The sequence below is a fragment of the Clostridium sp. UBA1652 genome, assembly GCF_002320975.1.
Classification (GTDB): domain Bacteria; phylum Bacillota; class Clostridia; order Clostridiales; family Clostridiaceae; genus Clostridium_T; species Clostridium_T intestinale.
The window spans coordinates 159,185-181,474 of sequence record NZ_DCLI01000092.1 but is presented as its reverse complement, the minus strand read 5'-3'; the positions used below and the strand labels follow the sequence as shown (position 1 = coordinate 181,474).

General features: G+C 28.0%; 22 protein-coding genes. 17 read left to right on the top strand and 5 right to left on the bottom strand.

The window, feature by feature from the left end; genetic code table 11:
- The first annotated feature begins 12 nt into the window (after positions 1–12).
- Both B3N22_RS21555 and B3N22_RS21550 read left to right on the top strand, forming a co-directional pair.
- The gene (locus tag B3N22_RS21555) at positions 13–1,620 is read left to right on the top strand and encodes a motility associated factor glycosyltransferase family protein (protein ID WP_286910440.1); all 1,608 of its coding nucleotides are present in this window, start codon (positions 13–15) and stop codon (positions 1,618–1,620) included.
- Between the two features lie 175 nt (positions 1,621–1,795).
- Complete coding sequence (locus tag B3N22_RS21550; RefSeq protein WP_286910438.1) at positions 1,796–3,145, top strand: APC family permease; 1,350 nt, start codon at positions 1,796–1,798, stop codon at positions 3,143–3,145.
- A 155-nt stretch (positions 3,146–3,300) separates the two neighbouring features.
- Here B3N22_RS21550 and B3N22_RS21545 read toward each other — a convergent pair whose 3' ends face one another.
- Positions 3,301–3,894, bottom strand: a complete 594-nt coding sequence (locus tag B3N22_RS21545) for a hypothetical protein (protein ID WP_286910436.1) — start codon at positions 3,892–3,894, stop codon at positions 3,301–3,303.
- 166 nt (positions 3,895–4,060) lie between these two features.
- On the opposite strand from B3N22_RS21545, the gene B3N22_RS21540 reads away from it, so the two are divergent.
- The 4 genes from B3N22_RS21540 to B3N22_RS21525 all read left to right on the top strand — a co-directional run bounded on the left by B3N22_RS21540 (position 4,061) and on the right by B3N22_RS21525 (position 7,383).
- Positions 4,061–4,864 carry an amino acid ABC transporter substrate-binding protein gene (locus B3N22_RS21540; RefSeq protein WP_286910434.1) on the top strand — a complete coding sequence of 268 codons (804 nt, stop codon included), beginning with the start codon at positions 4,061–4,063 and terminating at the stop codon, positions 4,862–4,864.
- A gap of 33 nt (positions 4,865–4,897) precedes the next feature.
- Positions 4,898–5,539 carry an amino acid ABC transporter permease gene (locus B3N22_RS21535; protein WP_073020269.1) on the top strand — a complete coding sequence of 214 codons (642 nt, stop codon included), beginning with the start codon at positions 4,898–4,900 and terminating at the stop codon, positions 5,537–5,539.
- Between the two features lie 12 nt (positions 5,540–5,551).
- The gene (locus tag B3N22_RS21530; protein ID WP_286910431.1) at positions 5,552–6,295 is read left to right on the top strand and encodes an amino acid ABC transporter ATP-binding protein; all 744 of its coding nucleotides are present in this window, start codon (positions 5,552–5,554) and stop codon (positions 6,293–6,295) included.
- A gap of 128 nt (positions 6,296–6,423) precedes the next feature.
- Entirely contained in the window at positions 6,424–7,383 is a 960-nt protein-coding gene (locus B3N22_RS21525; protein WP_286910429.1) for a 1,4-dihydroxy-2-naphthoate polyprenyltransferase, read from the top strand.
- Positions 7,384–7,426: 43 nt separating this feature from the next.
- On the opposite strand, the gene B3N22_RS21520 is transcribed toward B3N22_RS21525, so the two are convergent.
- Positions 7,427–8,419, bottom strand: a complete 993-nt coding sequence (locus B3N22_RS21520) for a 3D domain-containing protein (RefSeq protein WP_073020272.1) — start codon at positions 8,417–8,419, stop codon at positions 7,427–7,429.
- A 211-nt stretch (positions 8,420–8,630) separates the two neighbouring features.
- Here B3N22_RS21520 and B3N22_RS21515 point away from each other — a divergent pair, with 211 nt between their 5' ends.
- The 9 genes from B3N22_RS21515 to B3N22_RS21475 all read left to right on the top strand — a co-directional run bounded on the left by B3N22_RS21515 (position 8,631) and on the right by B3N22_RS21475 (position 18,757).
- Positions 8,631–9,692 (top strand): radical SAM/SPASM domain-containing protein, encoded by a 1,062-nt coding sequence (locus tag B3N22_RS21515; RefSeq protein WP_286910425.1) that lies wholly within the window; start codon positions 8,631–8,633, stop codon positions 9,690–9,692.
- Entirely contained in the window at positions 9,685–10,158 is a 474-nt protein-coding gene (locus B3N22_RS21510; RefSeq protein ID WP_286910423.1) for a hypothetical protein, read from the top strand. The genes B3N22_RS21515 and B3N22_RS21510 overlap by 8 nt, the downstream gene beginning before the upstream one ends.
- A 17-nt stretch (positions 10,159–10,175) precedes the next feature.
- Positions 10,176–11,036: a PqqD family peptide modification chaperone gene (locus B3N22_RS21505; RefSeq protein ID WP_286910421.1), complete on the top strand. Its 861-nt coding sequence runs from the start codon at positions 10,176–10,178 to the stop codon at positions 11,034–11,036.
- A 48-nt stretch (positions 11,037–11,084) separates the two neighbouring features.
- Positions 11,085–11,264, top strand: a complete 180-nt coding sequence (locus tag B3N22_RS21500) for a hypothetical protein (RefSeq protein ID WP_286910416.1) — start codon at positions 11,085–11,087, stop codon at positions 11,262–11,264.
- A gap of 85 nt (positions 11,265–11,349) precedes the next feature.
- Complete coding sequence (locus B3N22_RS21495) at positions 11,350–12,954, top strand: ABC transporter transmembrane domain-containing protein (protein WP_286910415.1); 1,605 nt, start codon at positions 11,350–11,352, stop codon at positions 12,952–12,954.
- A 13-nt stretch (positions 12,955–12,967) separates the two neighbouring features.
- Complete coding sequence (locus tag B3N22_RS21490) at positions 12,968–13,300, top strand: hypothetical protein (protein ID WP_286910414.1); 333 nt, start codon at positions 12,968–12,970, stop codon at positions 13,298–13,300.
- A gap of 479 nt (positions 13,301–13,779) precedes the next feature.
- Positions 13,780–13,950 (top strand): zinc-ribbon domain-containing protein, encoded by a 171-nt coding sequence (locus B3N22_RS21485; protein ID WP_021804288.1) that lies wholly within the window; start codon positions 13,780–13,782, stop codon positions 13,948–13,950.
- A gap of 139 nt (positions 13,951–14,089) precedes the next feature.
- Positions 14,090–15,670, top strand: a complete 1,581-nt coding sequence (locus tag B3N22_RS21480; RefSeq protein WP_073020273.1) for a DEAD/DEAH box helicase — start codon at positions 14,090–14,092, stop codon at positions 15,668–15,670.
- 159 nt (positions 15,671–15,829) lie between these two features.
- Positions 15,830–18,757 carry an insulinase family protein gene (locus B3N22_RS21475; protein WP_286910413.1) on the top strand — a complete coding sequence of 976 codons (2,928 nt, stop codon included), beginning with the start codon at positions 15,830–15,832 and terminating at the stop codon, positions 18,755–18,757.
- Between the two features lie 42 nt (positions 18,758–18,799).
- On the opposite strand, the gene B3N22_RS21470 is transcribed toward B3N22_RS21475, so the two are convergent.
- On the bottom strand, positions 18,800–19,138 hold the full coding sequence (locus tag B3N22_RS21470) for a hypothetical protein (protein ID WP_286910412.1): 339 nt from the start codon (positions 19,136–19,138) through the stop codon (positions 18,800–18,802).
- Between the two features lie 167 nt (positions 19,139–19,305).
- On the opposite strand from B3N22_RS21470, the gene B3N22_RS21465 reads away from it, so the two are divergent.
- Positions 19,306–20,091: a tyrosine-protein phosphatase gene (locus B3N22_RS21465; protein ID WP_286910411.1), complete on the top strand. Its 786-nt coding sequence runs from the start codon at positions 19,306–19,308 to the stop codon at positions 20,089–20,091.
- A 42-nt stretch (positions 20,092–20,133) separates the two neighbouring features.
- Here the strand turns inward: B3N22_RS21465 and B3N22_RS21460 are convergent, their stop codons facing one another.
- Complete coding sequence (locus B3N22_RS21460) at positions 20,134–20,385, bottom strand: TIGR03905 family TSCPD domain-containing protein (RefSeq protein ID WP_286910410.1); 252 nt, start codon at positions 20,383–20,385, stop codon at positions 20,134–20,136.
- A 20-nt stretch (positions 20,386–20,405) separates the two neighbouring features.
- Positions 20,406–20,783, bottom strand: coding sequence for a RidA family protein (locus B3N22_RS21455; RefSeq protein ID WP_021804293.1), 378 nt, complete (start codon positions 20,781–20,783; stop codon positions 20,406–20,408).
- Between the two features lie 213 nt (positions 20,784–20,996).
- Between B3N22_RS21455 and B3N22_RS21450 the strand changes: the two genes are divergently transcribed.
- A complete protein-coding gene (locus tag B3N22_RS21450) occupies positions 20,997–22,235 on the top strand; it encodes an HD-GYP domain-containing protein (protein ID WP_286910409.1) in 1,239 nt (412 codons plus the stop codon).
- The last annotated feature ends 55 nt before the right edge of the window (positions 22,236–22,290 follow it).

The following is a 22,290-nucleotide window of genomic DNA, read 5'->3' as shown; positions in this document are numbered from 1 at the left end:
GAGAGGTTAATAATGAATGAAAAAATTGAAAAACTTATGAAAACTTTTGAAGACTTAAGATTTGATTCATTAATATTTATATTTGGATTTGGAGATGGAGAATATTTAGATGCTCTTTTAAGTTGTTGCTGTGAAAGAAATATAATTTATATAATTGAACCAAGTTTAGAAGATGTTTATAAATATAAAAATAATATAGATAAAAAAAATGTGTTTTTAATAGCTTATGATGAGGAGAAACTAGAGATATTGCTTAGAAGCACAATAAACTCAAGAAACTTTGTTAATCTTTTTGTAGATAAGTATGGAAATTATGACGAAAGATATAAGGATGAATACAATAAGTTTATAAATTTGATTGATACAAGCTATTATAGTGTAGCAACATTTTTATATACAAATAAAAGTTTTAAAAATATATTTATAGATAATATATTTTCGAATATAGATTGCATAAACGAATCTACATCTCTAGACTCATTTATGGATTATAATAAGGATATTCCAGCAATAATAGTGTCGGCAGGACCATCATTAGATAGAAATATTAAAGATATGATAAAGTTCAAGGAAAAGTTAAAAAACTTTTTTATAGTGGCAGGTAATAGGACCTTGAAGCCCCTCCTTGACAATGGAATAATACCAGATATAATTGTTTCAATTGACCCTCAAGAAGTAACTTACAATATGTTAAAAGAAATATTAAATGTGAAAATTCCTTTGGTGTTTTATGAGCAAAGTAATTCAAAACTTGTAGCAGAGTATGAGGGAGATAAAATCTTTACAACACAAGGACTTTTTACTTGTATAAGGGGTCTGGAAGATATGTCAATATGCTTTTCAGGAGGATCAGTTGCTCATTGTTGTACAGATATTGCGGTTAAGATAGGTTGCAATCCTATAATATTTGCGGGGCAGGATTTTGGTTATACTTACGATAAGCATCATGCAGAAATAGCGAAATTAGATATAGATAAAGAAATAAATAATTTAAATGTTATCAAAACAAAAGATGTTTTTGGAAACGAAATATTAACTGATAGGCTACTGAACTTATATAGAAAGAATATGGAGTTTTATATAAAATATTTTACTAAATTTAGTAGAAAAAGCTTTTTAAATGTATCCTATGGAGCCGATATAGAAGGAGCAGAATTTAAGGAGCTTAGTGAGATACTAAATGAGTATAATTCTAATAATTTAAAGAAAACATTAAAGATTGAAGAAAAAAGTAAAATAGATGTAGAGAAAATAAAAATAGAAGTTTTTAATCATATAGAAAATACAATACTTGAAGCTACTAAAGCAGCTAAGATATGTGAAGAAATAACTGAAGAAATTATAGATGAAAATACAGTTAAAAAATTTGCTGAGACTTTGGAAGTAATAGATATATTTGTGAAGAACCCAAACAGCTTATTTTTTAAAGGGTATTTAGAGGAGTTTTTATTTAATATAAAAGAAAAGTATTTTAAAATGTCAGCAAAGGAATACCCCATATTAACAAATAATTTGATTTATCAAAGCAAAGTATTTTCTAGCTATTTCAAGGAACTTATAAAGATGCTTGAAGAAGTAAAAGTTGTAATAAAGCCCTATATAGATAAATTGGATGATTAGATATATTTTTACAAAATGCTAGTGTGAAACTTTACTAATTGACATTATGAAGAATTCTTTTTAAAATTATTTTATAGAAATATTAAAATTTATATTATATTCTAAAAGAAGTAAGAGTAGTAGATAACCTTTACGTTACCTTTCTACTCTTATATTATTATCAAAGGAGATAATTATGGAATTAAAAAGTCAAGAAAATGGTTCTAAGGTTGAGGTAAAGACTTTAAAGAGAGAAATTGGACTATTTGAAGCTATTAGTATGGTAATTGGTGTAGTAATAGGTTCAGGAATATTCTTCAAGGCTTCAGTTGTTTTTAGTAGTGCAAAGACCCCAACATTAGGTGTTTTAGCATGGGTTGTAGGTGGAGTAATAACTATAGCATCAGCACTAACTGTAGCAGAAATAGCAGCTGCAATTCCTAAAACAGGAGGAGTATTTGTTTATTTAAAAGAATTATATGGAGAAAAGTATGCATTTTTATTTGGTTGGGTACAAACCCTTATATATGTGCCTGGAATAATAGCCGCTTTATCTATAGTATTAGTAACACAGGCTACATATTTTGTGGATTTGAGTTCAATGCAACAAAAAATATTAGCTATATTTATGATAATATTTATAAGCACTATAAATATTATTTCTACAAAACTGGGTAGTAAGGTTCAATTTATATCTACTGTTGCAAAGCTAATTCCTATTTTTGTGATTATAGTTTTTGGAATATTAAAGGGTGAAGCTAACAGCTTTTCAACTTTTGTAATGCCAGAGGGAAGCACTGTTGGAGTAGCAGGTTTTGGAGCAGCTGTACTTGGAACTTTATGGGCTTATGATGGTTGGGTAGGAGTAGGAAATATGGCTGGTGAACTTAAAAATCCTAAAAAAGATCTTCCTAGATCTATAGTTTTTGGACTAGCCTTTACTATGCTTGTATACGTACTAATAAATGTTGCGATCGTAAATATAATGCCTATAGATCAAGTCATTGCTTCAGAAAAAGTTGCATCAGATGCTGCAGTTATATTATTTGGTAATGGTGGAGCAGGTTTAATATCAATAGGTATAATTATATCAATATTTGGAGCGTTAAATGGATATATACTAACAGGCGTTAGAGTTCCTTTTGCAATGGCTCAAGATAATTTACTTCCATTTTCTAAGATTTTGGGAAAAGTTAATGATAGATTTGAAACACCTTTAAATACGTTTGTATTTGAAATTATATTAGCAATTTTATATGTTTTAAGTGGCTCATTTAATACACTTACGAACTTAGCTGTATTTGTAATGTGGATATTCTTTGTAATGACTGTAGCTGGAATATTTATATTACGTAAGAAGCACAAAGATTTAGAAAGACCGTATAGCGTGCCATTGTATCCTATAATTCCTTTAGTAGGAATTGGTGGAGGACTATATATAATAATTAGTACACTTTTAACTGATACAACAAATGCAATATATGGAATAGGGGTTACCTTGATAGGGATACCTGTTTATATTTACATAAAGAAGAGAAATAAATAAGTAAAGAGGTTGGATTAAAATAATCCAACCTCTTTTGGGATTTTGTTTGGGTTTATATGAAAAAAACTTATCGACAAAACTTATGATAAATAAAATCATAAGTTTATTATAATACATAATTCTTATAAATATTTTCAAAATATGAAAATATTATATTATTTTTGAAATCTTAAGGCGTAACTTGCTAAATCTATGTTTATAGGATCTGCTAATGCATCTGCGTTGTTTCCGTAGAATAGAGATGGATCATTTTCTAGTGCGTGAAGACCAAGAGAGATATAGTAGTTTAAAGGGGTTATAATTATTGTATTTGTATATAGTGAAAGAATGCTATTACTATTACCAATTACTAAATTTAAAGAAGGTACATAATTTAAAGTGATATTTGGTGGAGTATTTAGGGTGTTTACAATAAAATCATTAGCTTGTTTATTATTATGAATTGGAGAATTACTATCAAATGTACATTTTCCAGATTGAACATTAAATATATAAACACCAACTAAGTAGGTTGTTAAAGATATCTGTAGATTTGTATAAATCAAGTTTGTCCCTATAGTGTTGCTACCCGTAGGAAGTGTACTTAAAAAGTAATATGCTCTATTATCATTTTTAAATATTGCAAAACTTTCTGTTAAGATAGGATGGGCATTCCCTAAGTATTTACTGCATGGTGGTAAGTCTGGATTATTATAAAGAAGATCAAAACAGGTTTTATTTTTTTTGTTTTTTTTATTTTTTTTGGACATATCCTCCGCCATACATTATTGCTAATAATATATTGTATGAATCAATATCATTTTTGGGATTTTTAAGTATAAAACAATAAAAAGAGAAAATACATATTGACACCAACTCTTTAATGCTTTAGAATGATAAAGTAATAAAGCGATTATTTTAAGGGGGATTATAAATATGAAAAAGAAAATAACATCATTATTATTAGTAGCTATGGCTGCACTTACAGTAGTAGGATGTGGGAAAAAAGAAGAAAAAACGGGGCTAGCTAAAATAAAAGATAAAGGCGAAATGATAGTGGGATTAGATGATACATTCGTTCCAATGGGGTTTAAGGACGATAAAGGCGAAATAACTGGATTTGATGCTGAATTGGCAAAGGAGGTTGGAAAGAAAATAGGAGTTGAAGTTAAATTCCAACCTATAGATTGGTCAATGAAAGAAACAGAACTTAATAATGGAAATATAGATTTTATATGGAATGGTTACACAATAACAGCTGAAAGAAAAGAGAAGGTTGCATTTACAAAACCTTATTTAGAAAATAGACAAGTTATAATAACTTTAGCAAATTCACCAATAAAAACAAAGGCTGACTTAAATGGAAAAGCTGTTGCAGCACAAAATGGTTCTAGTGCAGTTGATGCAGTAGAAAAGGAAGCTGATTTAGTTAAGAGCTTTAAAAATGGAAAGCTTGTGACTTTTGAAACTAATAATGATGCACTAATGGATTTAGAAGCTGGTAGAGTTGATGCTGTAGTAGGTGATGAAATACTTATAAGATACTATACTAACCAAAGAGGAGAAAGTAAATACAAGGTTCTAGAAGACAACTTTGGTGATGAAGAGTATGGTGTAGGTTTAAGAAAAGCTGATACAGATTTATTAGATGCAGTTCAAAAAGCACTTGATGAAATGAAGGCAGATGGAACTTCAAAAGCTATCTCAGAAAAGTGGTTTGGAGAAGATATAGTTAAATAGGCTGATTAAATAATATTACAGGAGAAATATAATATGGATTATGTGGTAAGTTTATTACCTTCGCTAACAGAAGGTCTTGTAAGTACTCTTAAAATATTTATAGTAACATTAGTCCTTTCAATACCTTTAGGGATTGTAATTGCATTAGGAAGACTATCAAAAGTAAAGATAATAAGTGTAATAACTGAAGGTTATATATGGCTTATGAGGGGAACTCCATTATTATTGCAAATAGTGTTTGTATTTTTTGGACTACCGTTAATAGGAATAAGTTTTGATAGATTTCCAGCAGCTATAATAGCATTTGTTTTAAACTATGCTGCATATTATGGGGAAATATTCAGAGCTGGAATACAGTCTATAGATAAGGGACAATATGAGGCTTCGGAAGTTTTGGGAATGTCTAATTCTCAAACGTTTTTTAGAATAATATTTCCTCAGATGATTAAAAGAGTATTACCTCCAGTAGCAAATGAAGTGATTACACTTGTTAAGGATACTGCACTTGTATATGTAGTTGGGTTAGATGAACTTTTAAAAGTTGCTAAAACAGCTTCAAATAGAGATGCATCATTGGTTCCTTTAGTAGTAGTTGCAGTATTTTATTTATTACTTACAGCTGTACTGACAAAGGTATTCCAAGTACTTGAGAAAAAGTATTCTTATTATCAATAGGGAGGACTCACCATGACATTAAAGGTTAGTGAATTAAATAAATCTTTTAAAGGTAAACAAGTTTTGAAAAATGTAAGCTTTCAGGTAAAAGAAGGAGAAATAGTTGCTCTATTAGGACAATCTGGTGCAGGAAAAACCACGGTTTTAAGATGTATAAATGGGCTAGAGAAAGCTGATGGGGGAAGTATAGAGATAAGCGATATTCCTTTGTTTGAAGAAAAGAATGGAAGAGTTGTTTATTGTTCAAAAGATACCATGAAGGAAGTCAGAAAAAATCTGGGGATGGTTTTTCAAAACTATAATTTGTTTCCACATATGTCTGTTTTAGAAAATATAATTGAAGCTCCTGTAAATGTATTTAAGATATCAAAAGATGAGGCAAAGAGGGATGCTAATGAACTACTTAATCAAATAGGATTAGAGGATAAAGAGAATGCATATCCTTTTGAACTTTCTGGTGGTCAGAAGCAGAGAGTTGCAATAGCTAGAGCTTGTGCATTAAACCCTAAGATAATGTGTTTTGATGAACCAACATCAGCTTTAGATCCAGAGCTTACAGAGGGAATAGCTACAGTTATAGATGGGTTAAGCAAAAAGGGTATGGGTATATTAATCATAACTCATGATATGGCTTTTGCAAAAAGAGTAGCTAACAAGGTTTTATTTATGGCTGATGGAGAAATAATAGAAGAAGGTTCAGTAGAAGAAATTTTTAATAATCCTAAAAAAGAGAAAACTAAAAATTTTGTAAGATAGTAAGAGAGTTTATTTGACTCTCTTTTTATTCTGGGGATAATAGCTGAAATGGATATTAAAAACATTTGAAATTTGTGAAGAGAATTTTATATAATATATTAAATTGAATACAAAAGAGGAGGGAGTTAATGAATATAAAAAGTTTTTTGAAATTAGTAGAAATTCAGACTAAAGCTGCTAGTGTTACTCCATTTGCTTTAGGAACATTAATAGCTATATATAGATTTGGTGAATTTAACTTGATGAGTTTCTTATTGATGTTTATATCTCTATTATGTATAGATATGGCTACTACAGCCATAAATAATTATATGGATTACAAAAAGGCTGTTAGAAAGTATGGCTATGGTTATGAAGTACATAATGCTATAGTTAAAGATAATCTCAAGGAAGGTAATGTAATAATAGTTATATTAGGACTATTAATTACAGCGGTTATTTTTGGATTTATATTGTTTCTAAATACAAATATCATAGTACTCATATTAGGAGCTGTTTCCTTTGTTATAGGGGTTTGCTATTCTTTTGGGCCTATTCCTATATCTAGGACTCCGTTTGGAGAGATACTTTCAGGTTTTTTTATGGGAGGAATAATACTATTCTTATCAATATACATACATATTTCTAGTAGTAGAATTATAGGTGTGAGTTTAAATGAGGCGATATTATCCCTGAACTTAAACATAAAAGAAGTACTATATATATTCCTTTTGGCGATACCAGCTATAGCAGGAATAGCTAATATAATGTTAGCTAATAACATATGTGATAGAGAAGATGATATAGAAAATAAAAGATATACTCTGCCAGTATATGTAGGAAATGATAATGCTTTAAAAGTATTTAAGTGGACATACTACATTGCATATGTAGATTTAGTTATATTAATCATATTAGGCATTGAACCATTATTATCTATATTGGCGCTAGCTACATTTATTATTGTTAACAGGAATATAAAAGTATTTGAAAAAGATCATGTTAAGAGCAAGACTTTTATACTTTCAGTTAAAAATTTTATAATAATTAATGGAGCTAGAGTTATAAGTTATGCTTTGACTTTAGTTATAACAAAATTCATATTGTAACAAAAAAGCGACTCAAACATTTGAGCCGCTTTTTTATACTATTTTATTCTAAAACATAAACAGTTACATTTTTTACTGCCCAGTTAAGAGCTTCTTGTTTTGTGTTAAAATACACGTCTATTTTGTTGCCTAGTATACTGGAACCAGTATCAGCAGCTATAGCAAAGCCATAACCAGGGATATACATCTTAGTTCCATAAGGAAATACAGAAGTATCAACTGCTATTGTGCTATAACCTTCACTATTTCTTTGAGCTAATTTTCCACTTGAAGTATAGGTACTGCCTACTCCATTTACTGCCCAATAAGCTGTAGACTTTACGCTGACTTTTCTAGAATAAGACATAGGGTCTCCACCTCTACTAAGAGCAACAGCACTTTGAGTTCCTTTAACCACTATTTCGTTAACAGGTTGTTTAGTTATGTTTTCTTTAACAACACTTCTAGAAACTTCTTTTCCGTCTTCATATACAACTCTATATGTTATATCTTTGCTTCCTTTTTCGCCATATTGTACAGTTTTCTTAAATATGTCTAATATATTATTGTCACTTTGAATTTCAGTAGAATAATCAAGAGCTATGTTTTCAGTTATTTCTTTAGTTTCAACTCTGACTATATTGATGTGCATATCTTCTGTAAGAGTAGATTCTCTGATAGGTTCAACCTTATCCTCTGGTTGGATTGAAATACCTTCTGCTTGTATCATTGAAGCGATATTATCTTCAGCAGATAGGAAGGTTAGATTTTTACCATCTAAATAAACAGTAATGTTTTTTGCTCTTTTAATTGTTATAGTGTCATTTTTATTAAGTAGAGAATCCAAGGCTGGTTCAATTTTATCTTTTTCTCCAAGAGTAATATTATTGGAACTTAAAACCTTTTCAACTGTTTTCCCGTAAGTAGTTATAGTCTGAGTATCATCCCCTATAACTATTGTTATGTTTTTTTGCTTCATTTTAATTACTACGATTAAAGCTATGATTAGTATTGCAGATATTATTATAGCTACAGGCTTTTTGTTACTAAAATTCATTAGTTTTTTCAAATTCGCGCTAATGAAAATCTCCCCCTTTAAGCTAAACTATATAGAAATAATAACTATAAAAAGGAGGCTTGTCAATTTTTATAATAAAAAATAGCGGAATAAAAAATAGCATAGACTTTTATTTGACATATAATGATAATATATGCTATTATAGGGAAAAAAGTTAATTACTAAATTATATGCAAGGAGATGGTATACTGTGGCTAATCGAATTGATAATCCAACAATAATTGCATTAGATGTTACTTATAAATGTACATTAAGGTGTCTACACTGTTTTAACTCAAGTGGAGAACATAAGAATGATGTTCCTGAGTTGACTGACGAAGAAATATTAAAACTTTGCGACGATATAATAAAATTCAATCCAACAACATTATGTTTATGTGGTGGGGAAGCTTTAATTAGAAAAGATTTATTATATAAGGTAATAAAAAAGGTACGAACTGGAACAAAAAAACGTACTTCTATAAATATGGTAAGTAATGGTGAATTACTTACATCAGAAGTTGCTAAAAATTTAAAAGAATCAGGAATAGGTTTAGTTCAGATAAGTTTAGATGGAGCTACTCATGAAACACATGATTGGCTAAGAGGAAAGAAAGGAGCATTTGATAATGCAATTCAAGCAATAAAAAATCTAAGAAACAATAATGTTTCAACGGCTGTTTCATGTACTCCTACTAAAAAAAATATAAATGAATATTCTAATGCTTTAGAATTATGTGAGAGTTTAGGAGTAGAAAGCTTTAGAGCTCAACCACTAATGCTTATGGGACGAGCTGCAAAAAATCTACAAGATTATGTACCTACTTATTTAGATTACATGAAAATACGAAAAGTTTTTAATAATCATTTAAATAAAAATGACAGTACAATTATAACTGAATGGGGTGATCCTATTGAACACCTAACTAGTGCAACAATGGATGGAGACAGAGACAATATATCTATTAATATAGATGCATATGGAAATATAGAAATTTCTCCATATATACCAATAAGGATTGGAAACATAAGAAAATATAGCTTATTAGATTATTGGGATAATGGATTAGATAAAATATGGTCTGTTCCTTTTGTAAAAGAATTGTGCAAAAAAATTAATTCAGCTGATGATATGGAACTAAATAATTTGTATTCATATATGCCTAAAAATTTTATAGATAATCAATTATATATTGATTTAATTGATACAAAGGATTTTAAGTCTTTAACTTTAGAAGATATTCTTAATGAAGGAAGTGTTAAGTGTGTATAAGTATATAATGCTTGAACCTAAAAATGTATTTGATATATCAAATATCATAAAGGAAACTAATTCTAATACTAACTTTTTTATATCACCGTATACAGAAAAAAATGAATTGATAGAGCAAAGCATAAGAGTAGCAATGTTCGACTATAAAGAATTATATTTTGCAACAGTAGAAAAAGAAACTTTTAAGAACATAGTATGTCTAAAAATTTTACCAAATCCACCGTTTAAAAATGCAAGTGCAGAGATTAAAATAATATCTAATATAGATGAATTTAATGATAGATTATTTACTTATATTAAAGGTGAATTAATTAAGTATTTTCCTAATATAAGTAAGATAACTATTTATAATTTCAATAATAAGATAGATAAACTAGTAAATACATTTAAATTTACTAAAGAGTTAACATTACTTAAAGAATTACCAGATGGAAATATAGATGTTTATTCTAATTACTTAATATAAATTAGGAGGAGTTAATTATGTTGATACAAAGTAATAACTTTTACCCAGTATTTTCAGAAGAATATGTAACATATTTGTTAGATGAAGAGAATGGTCAAAGATATTTAGTATCTAAAAAATATAAATCGCTTGATAAATTAGTGTTAAATACTGAAGGGAAAATAATACTTGAAAATTGTACAGGAAAAAATACTGTCAAGGACATAATAAAAAAATTATCAGAAATTTATCCACAAGTTAATATTTCAAGAATAGATACAGATGTAAATAATCTACTATTTACTTGTTGGAGAATTGGGATCATAACCTGGAATGGGTTGGAAGAAGGTGTATTAAGTCCTTATGAAAGCTTATTTAGAGTTAATATTAATGAATATACATGTACACTGTTAACAGATGAAAAGCTTATTGATACTTTTTCTAGTAAAGATAATTTAAAAAGTAAACCTCAGTTTACTCCAAGTTTTATATTTAGCAAAAACACTTTAAGAGATTACTCATTTTATAATATAGAACAGTACTACTTAATCTCAAAGAATAATGAAATGCTTGGGCTATTTAGCTTATCACGTAAAAACAACCTAAGCCTATCCGTAATATTACATTTTTACTATTTTGATGAAAAATTTCTATGCGATACAGAATTAGTATCTAAATTGGTTCAATGGGCAACAGGGATATATTCTACATTTACAAATAAAAAATTCAATAACTTAGAAATACTATCATTAGAAAATGATAGTGAATATAGAAATTTTATTTCTATATTGAATTTCAGATATTTAGGTAATTTAAAGTTTGAAATATTAGAAGAAGATAATACTTTTTCTGATTTGTGTATATATCAAAAACATATTAGATATAAAAATGATATTTAAATATACATGAGTATTTAAATATATAAATCTTAAAAGGGGGAAGTATACATGGGCGAATATAATACTCCAATGATATCTCAGGTAAATAATTCTACACAAGCAATAAAACCTGGTGTAGCAGTTCCGGTTGCTGCAATATATGCTGCTGTTCTAACTACTGTAGCGATTTCTGTTCAATTTGCTGTACAAGCAGGCGCAGTTTTATGGAATGCAGTTGCATTTTGGTAGAATGAAACATTTAATTTAATCAAAAGGCAAGATTATAATAATTTATTATTATCTTGCTTTTTGAATTTAGAAAGTGAGAAAAATAATGAAAAAAAAATCTATATATGCCTATTTTTTTAAGTATAAATATATGTACATTTTATTGTTGTTGTTTATTATTGGGAATTCAATATTAAGCAATATTACATTATTGGTGACAAAAAATATTATAGATAAATCTTTAATTGAATTAAATAAAGAGTATCTTATAAATGGATTTGTTTTGTTTATAATAATTTATATATTAAGTCTATTTATGTCGGGCATAATTGCGATGATAAATGTAAATCTTGAACAAAAAATACTTATAGATCTAAGAACAAAAGTATTTGAAAAAATACTTTCAAAAGAATTTTCATTTTTTCTTGAAAAAGATATTGGAGAAATAATATATAGATTAATAAATGAACTGAATGATATTATTAGTTTTTTACTTAATACATCTATTAAAACAATAATATCATTAGGTAATATTATATTTTTTTTAATAGTAATATTTATTTTGGATAAAGAAATTGCACTTATTTCAAGTGTATTTTTAATAGCATTTTGTATTTGTTTTTATTTATCTGGAAAAAAAGTTTTAAAATATGAAAAGAAGACAATTGAGGAATTTTCTGAAACTAATAATGTAATTACAGATATTATTGGAAACATAAAAACAATTTTATATATGAGACTACAGAATTATAGTAGTAATAAACTACTAATCCAATTAGAAAAGAATAAAACCATAATATATAATTTCACAAGGTTTAAAGTTTTTTTAAATTCATATCTTAGTATAATAAGCTTTGTTCCTTTAATTATCATTTGGATATATGGTGGATTTAAAGTTATAAATGGTTTAATAACAATAGGAACATTAATAGCATTATATGGTTACTATCAACAATTAATAACGCATATAGATGGTCTTAAAACATTTAATACTGAATATCAAAGGTTTAAAGTTAATATAAATAGATTAAACGAAATTACAAATTTTGAAGAATTTGGTGAAAGTAATCTTAAACAAGAAACTATTTCTAATGAAATAGAAAATCTTATACTTTCTAATATTACGATAAAATATAATATAAATATAATAAAGAATTTTTCTAATAACTTTAAAGTTGGAGATATTATCAAAATAAGTGGAAATAATGGAAGTGGGAAAAGTAGCTTAATTAATGTTATAAGTGGTATTATTAAACCAACAGATGGTTTTGTAAAAATAAATAATATTGATATTTCTAAGATTAATTCTGAATCTTTAAAAAGAATATTAGCAATAGTTCCTCAAGATATCCAGCTTTTTTCAACTTCAGTTTTTGAGAATATCAAGCTAGATTCAAATATTAGTAAAAGAGAGATTTTAGAATTGTCAAATAAAATAGGATTTCAAGGGGTTGATGACAAATTTTTAGATAGAGTATTGTTAACTAAAGGTGGGAATCTATCTGGAGGACAAAAACAAAAAATAGCGATACTCAGAGCTCTAATTAGTAAACCTAAAATATTAATATTGGATGAAGCTACTTCTTCTCTTGATACATATTCTAAAAATAACTTAATAGAATATATAGATACTATAAAGGAATCTACAATATGCTTTATAATTTCTCATGATTCAGAAGATTTAAAATTTACAAAGCAAATTAATATATAGAGGAGGTTATTATATGAATAAGACAGAGTTGGTAGTATGCATAATTTTTTTATTAGTTGGGATTTTTACTTCAGGTATAGGATATGTTATAAAATCAACAAAATGTGTAGAGATTATTTCAGGTTATGATTCTAAATTAGACGATAAGGATTTTTTAGCTGATTTATTTGGTAAGAATATGTTAATATTAGGTCTTGTGGAGGTGTTTTCTACGATAGTATATACTATAATAGTAATATATACGGAAAATTATAATTTTCCTATATACTTTACTATAGCAAATATACTAATGTTATTCTTTATATGTTTCAAAATGTATTATAGAATGCAAAAAAATAGAAAATAAATAAATTTAGTAACTATTAAGCTATTAAATGATTTTAGTACAAGTGATATCATTATTTTTAAAAAACTTTCTATTATCACTAGTTTTTGATATATATGTTCTAATTAAGAAAGTACTCTATGAATAAATTACTAACTATATAACTCATATCTAAAAATATACTTACTAAAAATTAAATTACTATAGCTGAATGGTTACAACGGAAGTTAACTTTTCAATTTACGTAAGAAATAGAAATTGTTAACATAAAATTTATTCTTTTGGTATAAATATTACATTAGTTGTATATAATAGGAATAGTGTGTAATCAAGGCTTTACTAAGGAGGCGCAATGGGATGTAGTTGCAATTTTTAGTGGTTTATGATATACTACAATAGCCAAGGTAAATTAAAGATTTAAATACTATTAACAACATTTCTTCTTTTAAGAACAAGTTGTGTGTGTTTAAGATCTTGAGATTAAAAGGAGGAATGTAAGAATGGCTGATAGAACTTTAGTATGTAAAGACTGTGGAAAAGATTTCGTATTCACTGAAGGTGAACAAGAATTCTACAAAGAAAAAGGATTTGAAAATGATCCAGTAAGATGTGCAGACTGTAGAAAAGCAAGAAAAGCTCAAAGCAATAATAACAGAAACTTCAGAAGATAGTAAGTTATAGCCCTATAAGAAGTATTTCTTATGGGGTTTTTTGTTGGCAATCTGCAAAAGAGAATATTTATTAAATAAAAAACAAAAACTGTTTATATAAAGAAAAAATTGAAATATAAACGAGAAGGAAGGAAACTGAATGAGCGAAATAAATTTTAGAGAATTAGGATTAAAAGAGGATGTTTTAAAAGCCATAGATGATATGGGATTTGAGGAACCTTCTAAAATACAAGCACAAGTAATACCTGTATTATTAGATGGATTTGACGTTATAGGGCAAGCACAAACAGGAACTGGAAAGACTTTGGCATTTGGAGCACCAGTACTTAACAATATTACTTCAGCAGGAAATAAAGTTAAGTGTTTAGTTTTAGCACCAACTAGAGAACTTGCAATACAAGTAAATGAAGAATTAGTTAGAATAGCTAAACATACGAGGACTAGAATATTACCTGTATATGGCGGTCAACCTATAGATAGACAAATTAAGGCGTTATCAAGAGGTATAGACATCATAGTTGGAACACCAGGAAGAGTTTTAGATCTTATGAGAAGAAGAGTAGTTGATCTAAGAAACATAGAGTTCCTAGTTTTAGATGAAGCAGATGAAATGCTTAATATGGGATTTGTTGAAGATATAGAAGAAATAATAAAGAATACTAACGAAGAAAGACAAACTTTATTATTCTCAGCAACTATGCCTCAAGAAATAAAGAAATTAGCTAAGAACTATATGAAAGATGATGCTCAACATATATCTATCATAAAAAATGCTATGACAGTATCTACTGTAAGCCAATATTATTATGAAGTAAAACATAGTGATAGAGTTGAATCTTTATGTAGAATTCTAGACGTGGATGCACCCACAGCAGCAATAATTTTCTGTAAGACTAAAAAAGGTGTTGATGAATTAGTAGCATCTATGCAAGCAAGAGGATATAGCGTTGAAGGTATGCACGGTGACTTAAGCCAAAACTACAGAATGAATACTTTAAAGAAATTTAAAGAAGGAAACTTAGAATTCTTAGTAGCTACAGATGTTGCAGCTAGAGGAATAGACGTTGAAAATGTAACTCATGTAATTAACTATGATTTACCACAAGATACAGAATCCTACGTACATAGAATAGGAAGAACTGGTAGAGCTAATAGAGAAGGTGTTGCATACACTTTAGTTACTCCAAGAGAGTATAGAGCGTTAAAGCAAATAGAAAGAATTACAAATAGTAAGATAAAGAGAAAAAATATACCAACAATAGATGATATATTTGAAGCTAAATATAATAACATATACTCAAGAATCAAAGAAACTATTGAAGGTGAAGATTATAGTAAATTTATACCTTTAGCAGAACAAATAGATGAAGAATTCAATTTAGTACAGGTTGCAGCTTCACTTATGCACATAATCTACAATAAAGAAGTTTCTTATGATTATTCAGAAAATAATATAGGATCTACTACTTCTAAAGGAAGATATGAAAGATTATTTGTTAATTTAGGTAGAAAAGATGGAATGAATCCTAAGAGCTTTATAGCATTTTTAGGTGAAGGCTTAAGATTAAAGAAAGAAGATATAGGCGATATAGATATATTTGATAAATACTCATTTATCGATGCAACTGAAGAAGTAGCAAGAGACATAATGAAAAATTGTATAGGTAAGAGAGTTAGAGGAAGAAAAGTAAATATTGAAATCGCTAATTCGAAAAAATAAAATCCATTGGTCGCAAGGATTTGATAAGAGGTTATTCAGTGAATACCCTCTTTTTTTTCATCATATTATAGACATATAGCAAAAGAAAAATTAGAATAATCTTAATAACATAAATTATGAGAACTATGGAGAATTTAAAAGTAAGAAAGGATGAGTGAGATGAATTATAAAGAAGGAACTATATATAGTGGATTTAAATTAGAAAATATTAAAGATTTAAATGAAATAAACTCCAAAGGGTTAGTGTTTACACATGAAAAAACAGGAGCTAAATTAATAAAAATAAGTAATGATGAAGATAATAAAGTATTTGCTATTACTTTTAAGACACCACCAGAAGATAGTACAGGAGTTGCTCATATATTAGAACATTCAGTTTTATGTGGATCTAAAAAATTTCCAAGTAAAGAGCCATTTGTAGAATTATTAAAAAGTTCTTTAAATACATTTTTAAATGCCATGACCTTCGCTGACAAAACAATGTATCCAATTGCTAGTAAAAATAAAAAGGACTTCTTTAATTTAATGGATGTATATTTAGATGCAGTATTAAATCCTAACATATACAAAGAAAAAGAAATATTCATGCAAGAAGGTTGGCATTATGAGATAGATAAAGAAACTGATGAACTTAAGATAAATGGAGTAGTTTATAATGAAATGAAGGGAGTATATTCATCCCCAGATTCCATTATTTCCAGAGCAAGTTCAAGGTCACTTTATCCAGATACTACTTATGGTAATGATTCAGGTGGTAGCCCAGCAGTTATCCCAAATTTAACTTATGATTATTTCGTTAACTTTCATAAAAGATATTATCATCCATCTAATAGTATTATATTTTTATATGGAGACGGCGATACTGATGAAGAATTAGCATTTATAAATGATAATTATCTAAATGAATATTCTTATCAAAATATCCCACCTAACTTAGGTGTTCAAGAAGCTTTTAAAAAACCTAAGGAAATAAAAATGTCATATGGAATTTCAAACGATGATGAAGTTAATAATAAATCCTATCTTTCTCTTAACTATTCAATAGGCAGAGCATTAGATAGAGAATTAGTTTTATCCTTTGAAATTTTAGAATATATACTACTTACTGCTAATAATGCGCTCCTAAAAAATAAATTAATAAATAGTGGTATAGTTAAGGTAGTTACAGGAAGGTTTGAAGGTGGAATAAAACAACCATATCTTAATATAACTATTAAAAATACAGATGAAGAAAATAAAGCAAGTATAATAAATAAAATAGATGAAATTTTAACTGATATAAGCAAGAATGGAATTCCAGAGGATTTTATAACTGGAGCTGTGAATAGAAAAGAATTTGAATTAAGAGAAGCTAACTTTGGAGGATATCCAAAAGGCCTTATATATGGAATTACAGTTCTAGAAAGCATGATTTATGGAGGAGAACCTTTTTTAAACTTAGAATATACGGACATAATTAAGTCTATAAGAGATAAATCATCAAAAGGATACTTTGAAGGATTAATTAATAAATACATTTTAAGTAATAATCACAAAACCATAATAAGCATGACTCCAGAAAAGGGATTAACTGAAAAAACTGAAATAGAACTTAAAGAGAAGCTTAAGGATATAAAGGCTACTTTTACAGAGGATTATATAGAAAATATTAAAAAAGATGAAGAGAAATTAAGAAAAAGACAAATTACTCCGGACACTAAAGAACAGTTAGATACATTACCTAAGCTAACTTTAGAGGATATATCTAAGGATGTAGAGAAGATAACTTTAGTTGAAAAGAATATAGAAGGAATTAAAACTTTATTTACTCCTATGTTTACAAATAAGATTTCATATATAAAGTTAATCTTTGATGGAAGAGTAATAAATAAGGAAGAAGGTCAATATCTAGCTTTACTTTCATTTTTATTAGGAAGAATAAATACTCAAAATAAAAGCTATGAAGAACTTACAAATGCTATAAATATGAGTACAGGAGGAATAAGTTATTCCGCAAGAAGTTTTTATAAAAAAGATAATAAACAAGACTTCGTACCAGCACTTGTAGTAAACGGTAAAGCTCTAAGTTCTAAGGTTTCTAACTTACTTGAACTTATGACTGAGGTAGTAACTGAAACTTCATTTGAAGACAATACAAGAATACTTCAAATAGTAAGAGAGATAAAGTCAAGATACGAGGGTGCTATGGTGGCATCAGGAAATGTTCTTGGTAGTTTAAGAGTTTTAAGTTATATGTCACCTAGAGGATATTTTGAAGACTCTATTGGAGGTATAGGATTATATAAATTTATATGCAACATAGAAAAGACATTAGAGAGTGATCCAAAGAGTGTTACTAATAAGTTGAGAGAAATAGCAGATACAGTTTTCAATATTAATAATTTAACTATATCTTTTACAGAGGAAGAGGAAAACATTTCTTTAATAGAAAATAATGTACAGATATTAAAGAAAGGACTAATTGATAAACAAGTTAAAAACCAAGATTATAATTATAAACTTGAAAAAATGAATGAAGGATTCTTAACACAAGCAAACATAAACTATGTTACTTTAGGTGGCTGTTATTTAGATAAAGGATTTAAGTATTCAGGAAATATGAGAGTATTAAATACAATACTTAATTTTGATTATCTATGGAGTAAAGTAAGAGTTGAAGGTGGAGCTTATGGAGTAAGGGTCAATTTAAGTAAAGATGGATTCTTGTATTTTAGCTCATATAGAGATCCTAATATTACAAAAACATTTGATGCATATAAAGGCACTGTAGAGTATTTAAAGAACTTTAATGCAACTAAAGAAGAGATGGTGAAATATATCATAGGAACTGTAAGTAAATTAGACGTTCCTTCTAATCCAGATAGTAAAGCAGATAAAGCTATAGTAGAATATTATGCAGGATACTCGGAAGAAGATTTAATAAGAGAAAGAGAACAAGTTATAAATACCACATTAGAAGACATTAAAGCTTACGGCAATCTTATAGAAGAAAGTTTAAAAGATAATTGTATAGTAGTAGTGGGAAATGAATCTCAAATAAGATCTACAGAAACTACATTTAATCATTTAGAAAACCTAATTAAATAGAAAATATAAAACTGCCCAATATAAATATTGAGCAGTTTTATTTTATCTATGATTTTTCATGGCTTTAATCCCTAAAACAAAAGCGAGAGTACCTACTCCTACTAAAGCCAAGTGTTTTTTGCTAATGCAATAATCATGGGAGCAACAAGATATGTTAATATTATCTTCATCCATTCCCATTTCCATAGAAACAGAGTTTTTGAAATCTTTTAACTTATCTTTAAGATAATCTACGGCGCCATTCATTTCTTTAAAGTATTTTTCACTCATATGGCATTCGCAATCATCTTCGCATTCTCTATGTCTTATTTTAGGAATTTTTGTTCTTCTAGATAAAGAAGAGTATTGTTTATCTAAGTTAACACCAAAACTACTGTACATATTAATCACCTCAATATATAGTCTAACCAAATTTTATTAATATTAATTATATAAAAGTAAAGGATTTTATTATAAAATTAAATTATAGGTTTTAGTATACTGGTATCTTTAAAGAAATAAGAGGATAAAATACTAAAAGAAAAATTATTTTAGAAGGAGGGAAGCCTTTGAGTAATGAGAGAAGACTTAAATTTAGCGGATTAGTTAATTTTAGAGATTTAGGTGGATACAAAACAAAGGATGGAAAAACTATAAAATGGGGCAAATTATACAGGTCTGATGGATTAAATTCACTAACTGATGAGGATAAGGTATCCTTTCTTAATCTAGGAATTAAGAGCATATTTGATTATAGAACCAAAGAAGAGGTGGATAAGAAGCCTGATCCTATACTTGATGGAACAGAGTATGTAAATATATCTGCCATGACCTTAGAAGATGGCAATGAAGTTAATTTAGATATGAAAGATCTAGCTAAAAACCTAGAACAAATAAGAGCTATAAAAAATCCATTAGATATACTTGGAAAAAGATATATACAAATGGCTTTCGGAAATGAAGCTTATAAGAAGCTAATAAATTATGCTTTAGATGAAGATAAATATCCAATACTTCAACATTGTGCTGCTGGTAAAGATAGAACTGGTATAGGGGCAGCTTTATTATTACTTGCAATAGATGTACCAGAAGAAACTATAATCGAAGATTATCTTTTATCTCAAGAATATTTTTATGAATCAAATGAAGCTTATAAAAAAAGTATAAAGGATATAGAAAAGTATCCAGAGGTAGAATATCTCTTAGATGCTCTTATGGGGGTAAGGAGAGAGTATATTGAGGGATTTTTATCAGCAATAAAAGAAAGATATGAAAGTATAGACGAGTATCTAGAAGAAGAATTTGGTCTTACTAAGGAAAAGAAAATAAAGCTTAAAAATATGTTGTTAGAATAGAAAAACAGATGGTTCTTTCCTAGAATCATCTGTTTTAATATGTTAATTTACAGTTGAAGATTTATACTCTATTAATGCTTTTGCTAATTGATCAGCACAGGATGTTCCTTTTTGCTTACAATCAATCCCTTGAAGTTTAGATATAACTGTATCAATATCTAGTCCTTCTACTAAAGCACCTAAAGCTTGTAAATTTCCATTACAGCCAGCAACGTAAGAAACATTTTTTAGTTTATTATCCTCAACATCAAAAGATATTTCTCTTGCGCATACACCTGAAGTTGTATATTTCATTTGTTATTCCTCCGAATTTATTATATAGTTGCTATCATTTCTATTTCGATTTGTGCGTCTTTTGGAAGCTTGGCTACTTGTACTGCACTTCTAGCAGGTGGATTTGCTGAGAAGTATGTTGAATAAACTTCATTCATTTTAACAAAATCATTCATATCTGCTAAAAATACAGTTGTTTTAATTACATTATCTAAACTTGTACCAGCTTCTTCTAATATTGCTTTACAATTTTCTAAAGATTGTTTAGTTTGATCTTCTATAGATGAAGGCATTGATCCATCTATAGGATTCAAAGGAATCTGTCCAGATGTGTATACTAAGTTTCCTATTTTTACTCCTTGAGAGTAAGGGCCTATAGCTCCAGGAGCTTTGGAAGTAGATATAATTTCTTTTTTCATTACTAACTCCTCCTAAGATTATATTGTTTAAGATAGATTTTAACATAGTAAAATAATCATTTCAATAAAGCTTAAATATAGATAAGAGAAAACAAAAAAATTACAGTTTACAGAAAACTAAAGTTTTTAGTAGATATTTATTGAATAATTAAAGAATTACTTTAAAATATAATATATGATAGTGTGACTGTGTAGAATTAGGGGATGAAATAAATGCGAGTAAAACTAGAAGAAATAATGGAATCATTGGTTATAACTGTAAGCTTAAGTGAGATAGCCACAAACACTACAATTAGAGAATATATAAATGGAGTAAAAACAGATAGGGTTAAAGGTGATTATATAAGTCATGCTAAGGGAACGGCTTTCATAGCATTAAAAATTTCAAGCGAAATGAATTTACAATTAAGTTTGAAGAAAGATGCATATATATCTTCATATCTCCATGATCTAGGATTAGCTAAAGTTGCATTTAGAGAGGCTAACGAAGAAAAAATCTTAATGAATCACTGCGAGGACGGTTCGAAATTAATTAGAGGAATTCCTCACATAAAACATTTAGAAGATTATATAAAATATCATCATGAAAATGTTGATGGAACAGGCCCTTTTGGAAAAGTAGGTAAAGATATCCCCTTAATTAGTCAAATAATTAGAGCAAGTGATTTAATAGAAACTCACAATCACTTGATTGATAAAAGAGAACATAAAGAGTTATTTAAATTGCTAGCAAGTAACTTGGAGAGTTTTATTTCTGATGAAGTTATAAAAGCAGTGAATAGTATTACATCAGATGAAGAATTTTGGGATGTATTAAATAATGAAAATGCTAGAGATTTATGGTTAGAACAAAATAAACCCTTAATTAATGATGTCTTGAATGATGATGAATTTCAGGAAGTAGCTGAAGTTTACGCTGAAATAATAGACTCTAGAAGTTCCTTTACTGCAAGACATTCTAGAGGTATAGCTGAGATGGCTTATCGTATAGGTCGATATAAAGGATACGAAGAAACTAAATGTATAAAACTTAAAATAGCGGGTTTATTACACGATATAGGAAAACTAGCAGTTCCTAAAGAGTTTATAAATAAAAATGGAAAACTTACTGAAGATGAATTTACCATAGTTAAAAGTCATGTTGATTATACTTATAGTGTTCTTAAACCATTGACAAGCATTAGTGAAGTAACAGAATGGGCAATAAGTCACCATGAAAAACTTGATGGAAGTGGTTATTCAAGAAAACTTTTAGCAGAGCAATTAGGAGAAGAACAAAGACTATTAGCAGTTTGTGATATATATCAAGCTCTTACAGAAGACAGGCCTTATAGAAAAGGAATGGAGAAAAGTAAGGCTCTAGATATAATAGGTGAAATGGTTAAAGATAAAAAGATATGCACATCTGCATACGAAGATTTAAAATCTACTCTTCTGCTTACGAAGATCTAAAGTCTACTCTTCTGCTTATGGGGATTTAAAGTCTATACTGATACATATTAAATCT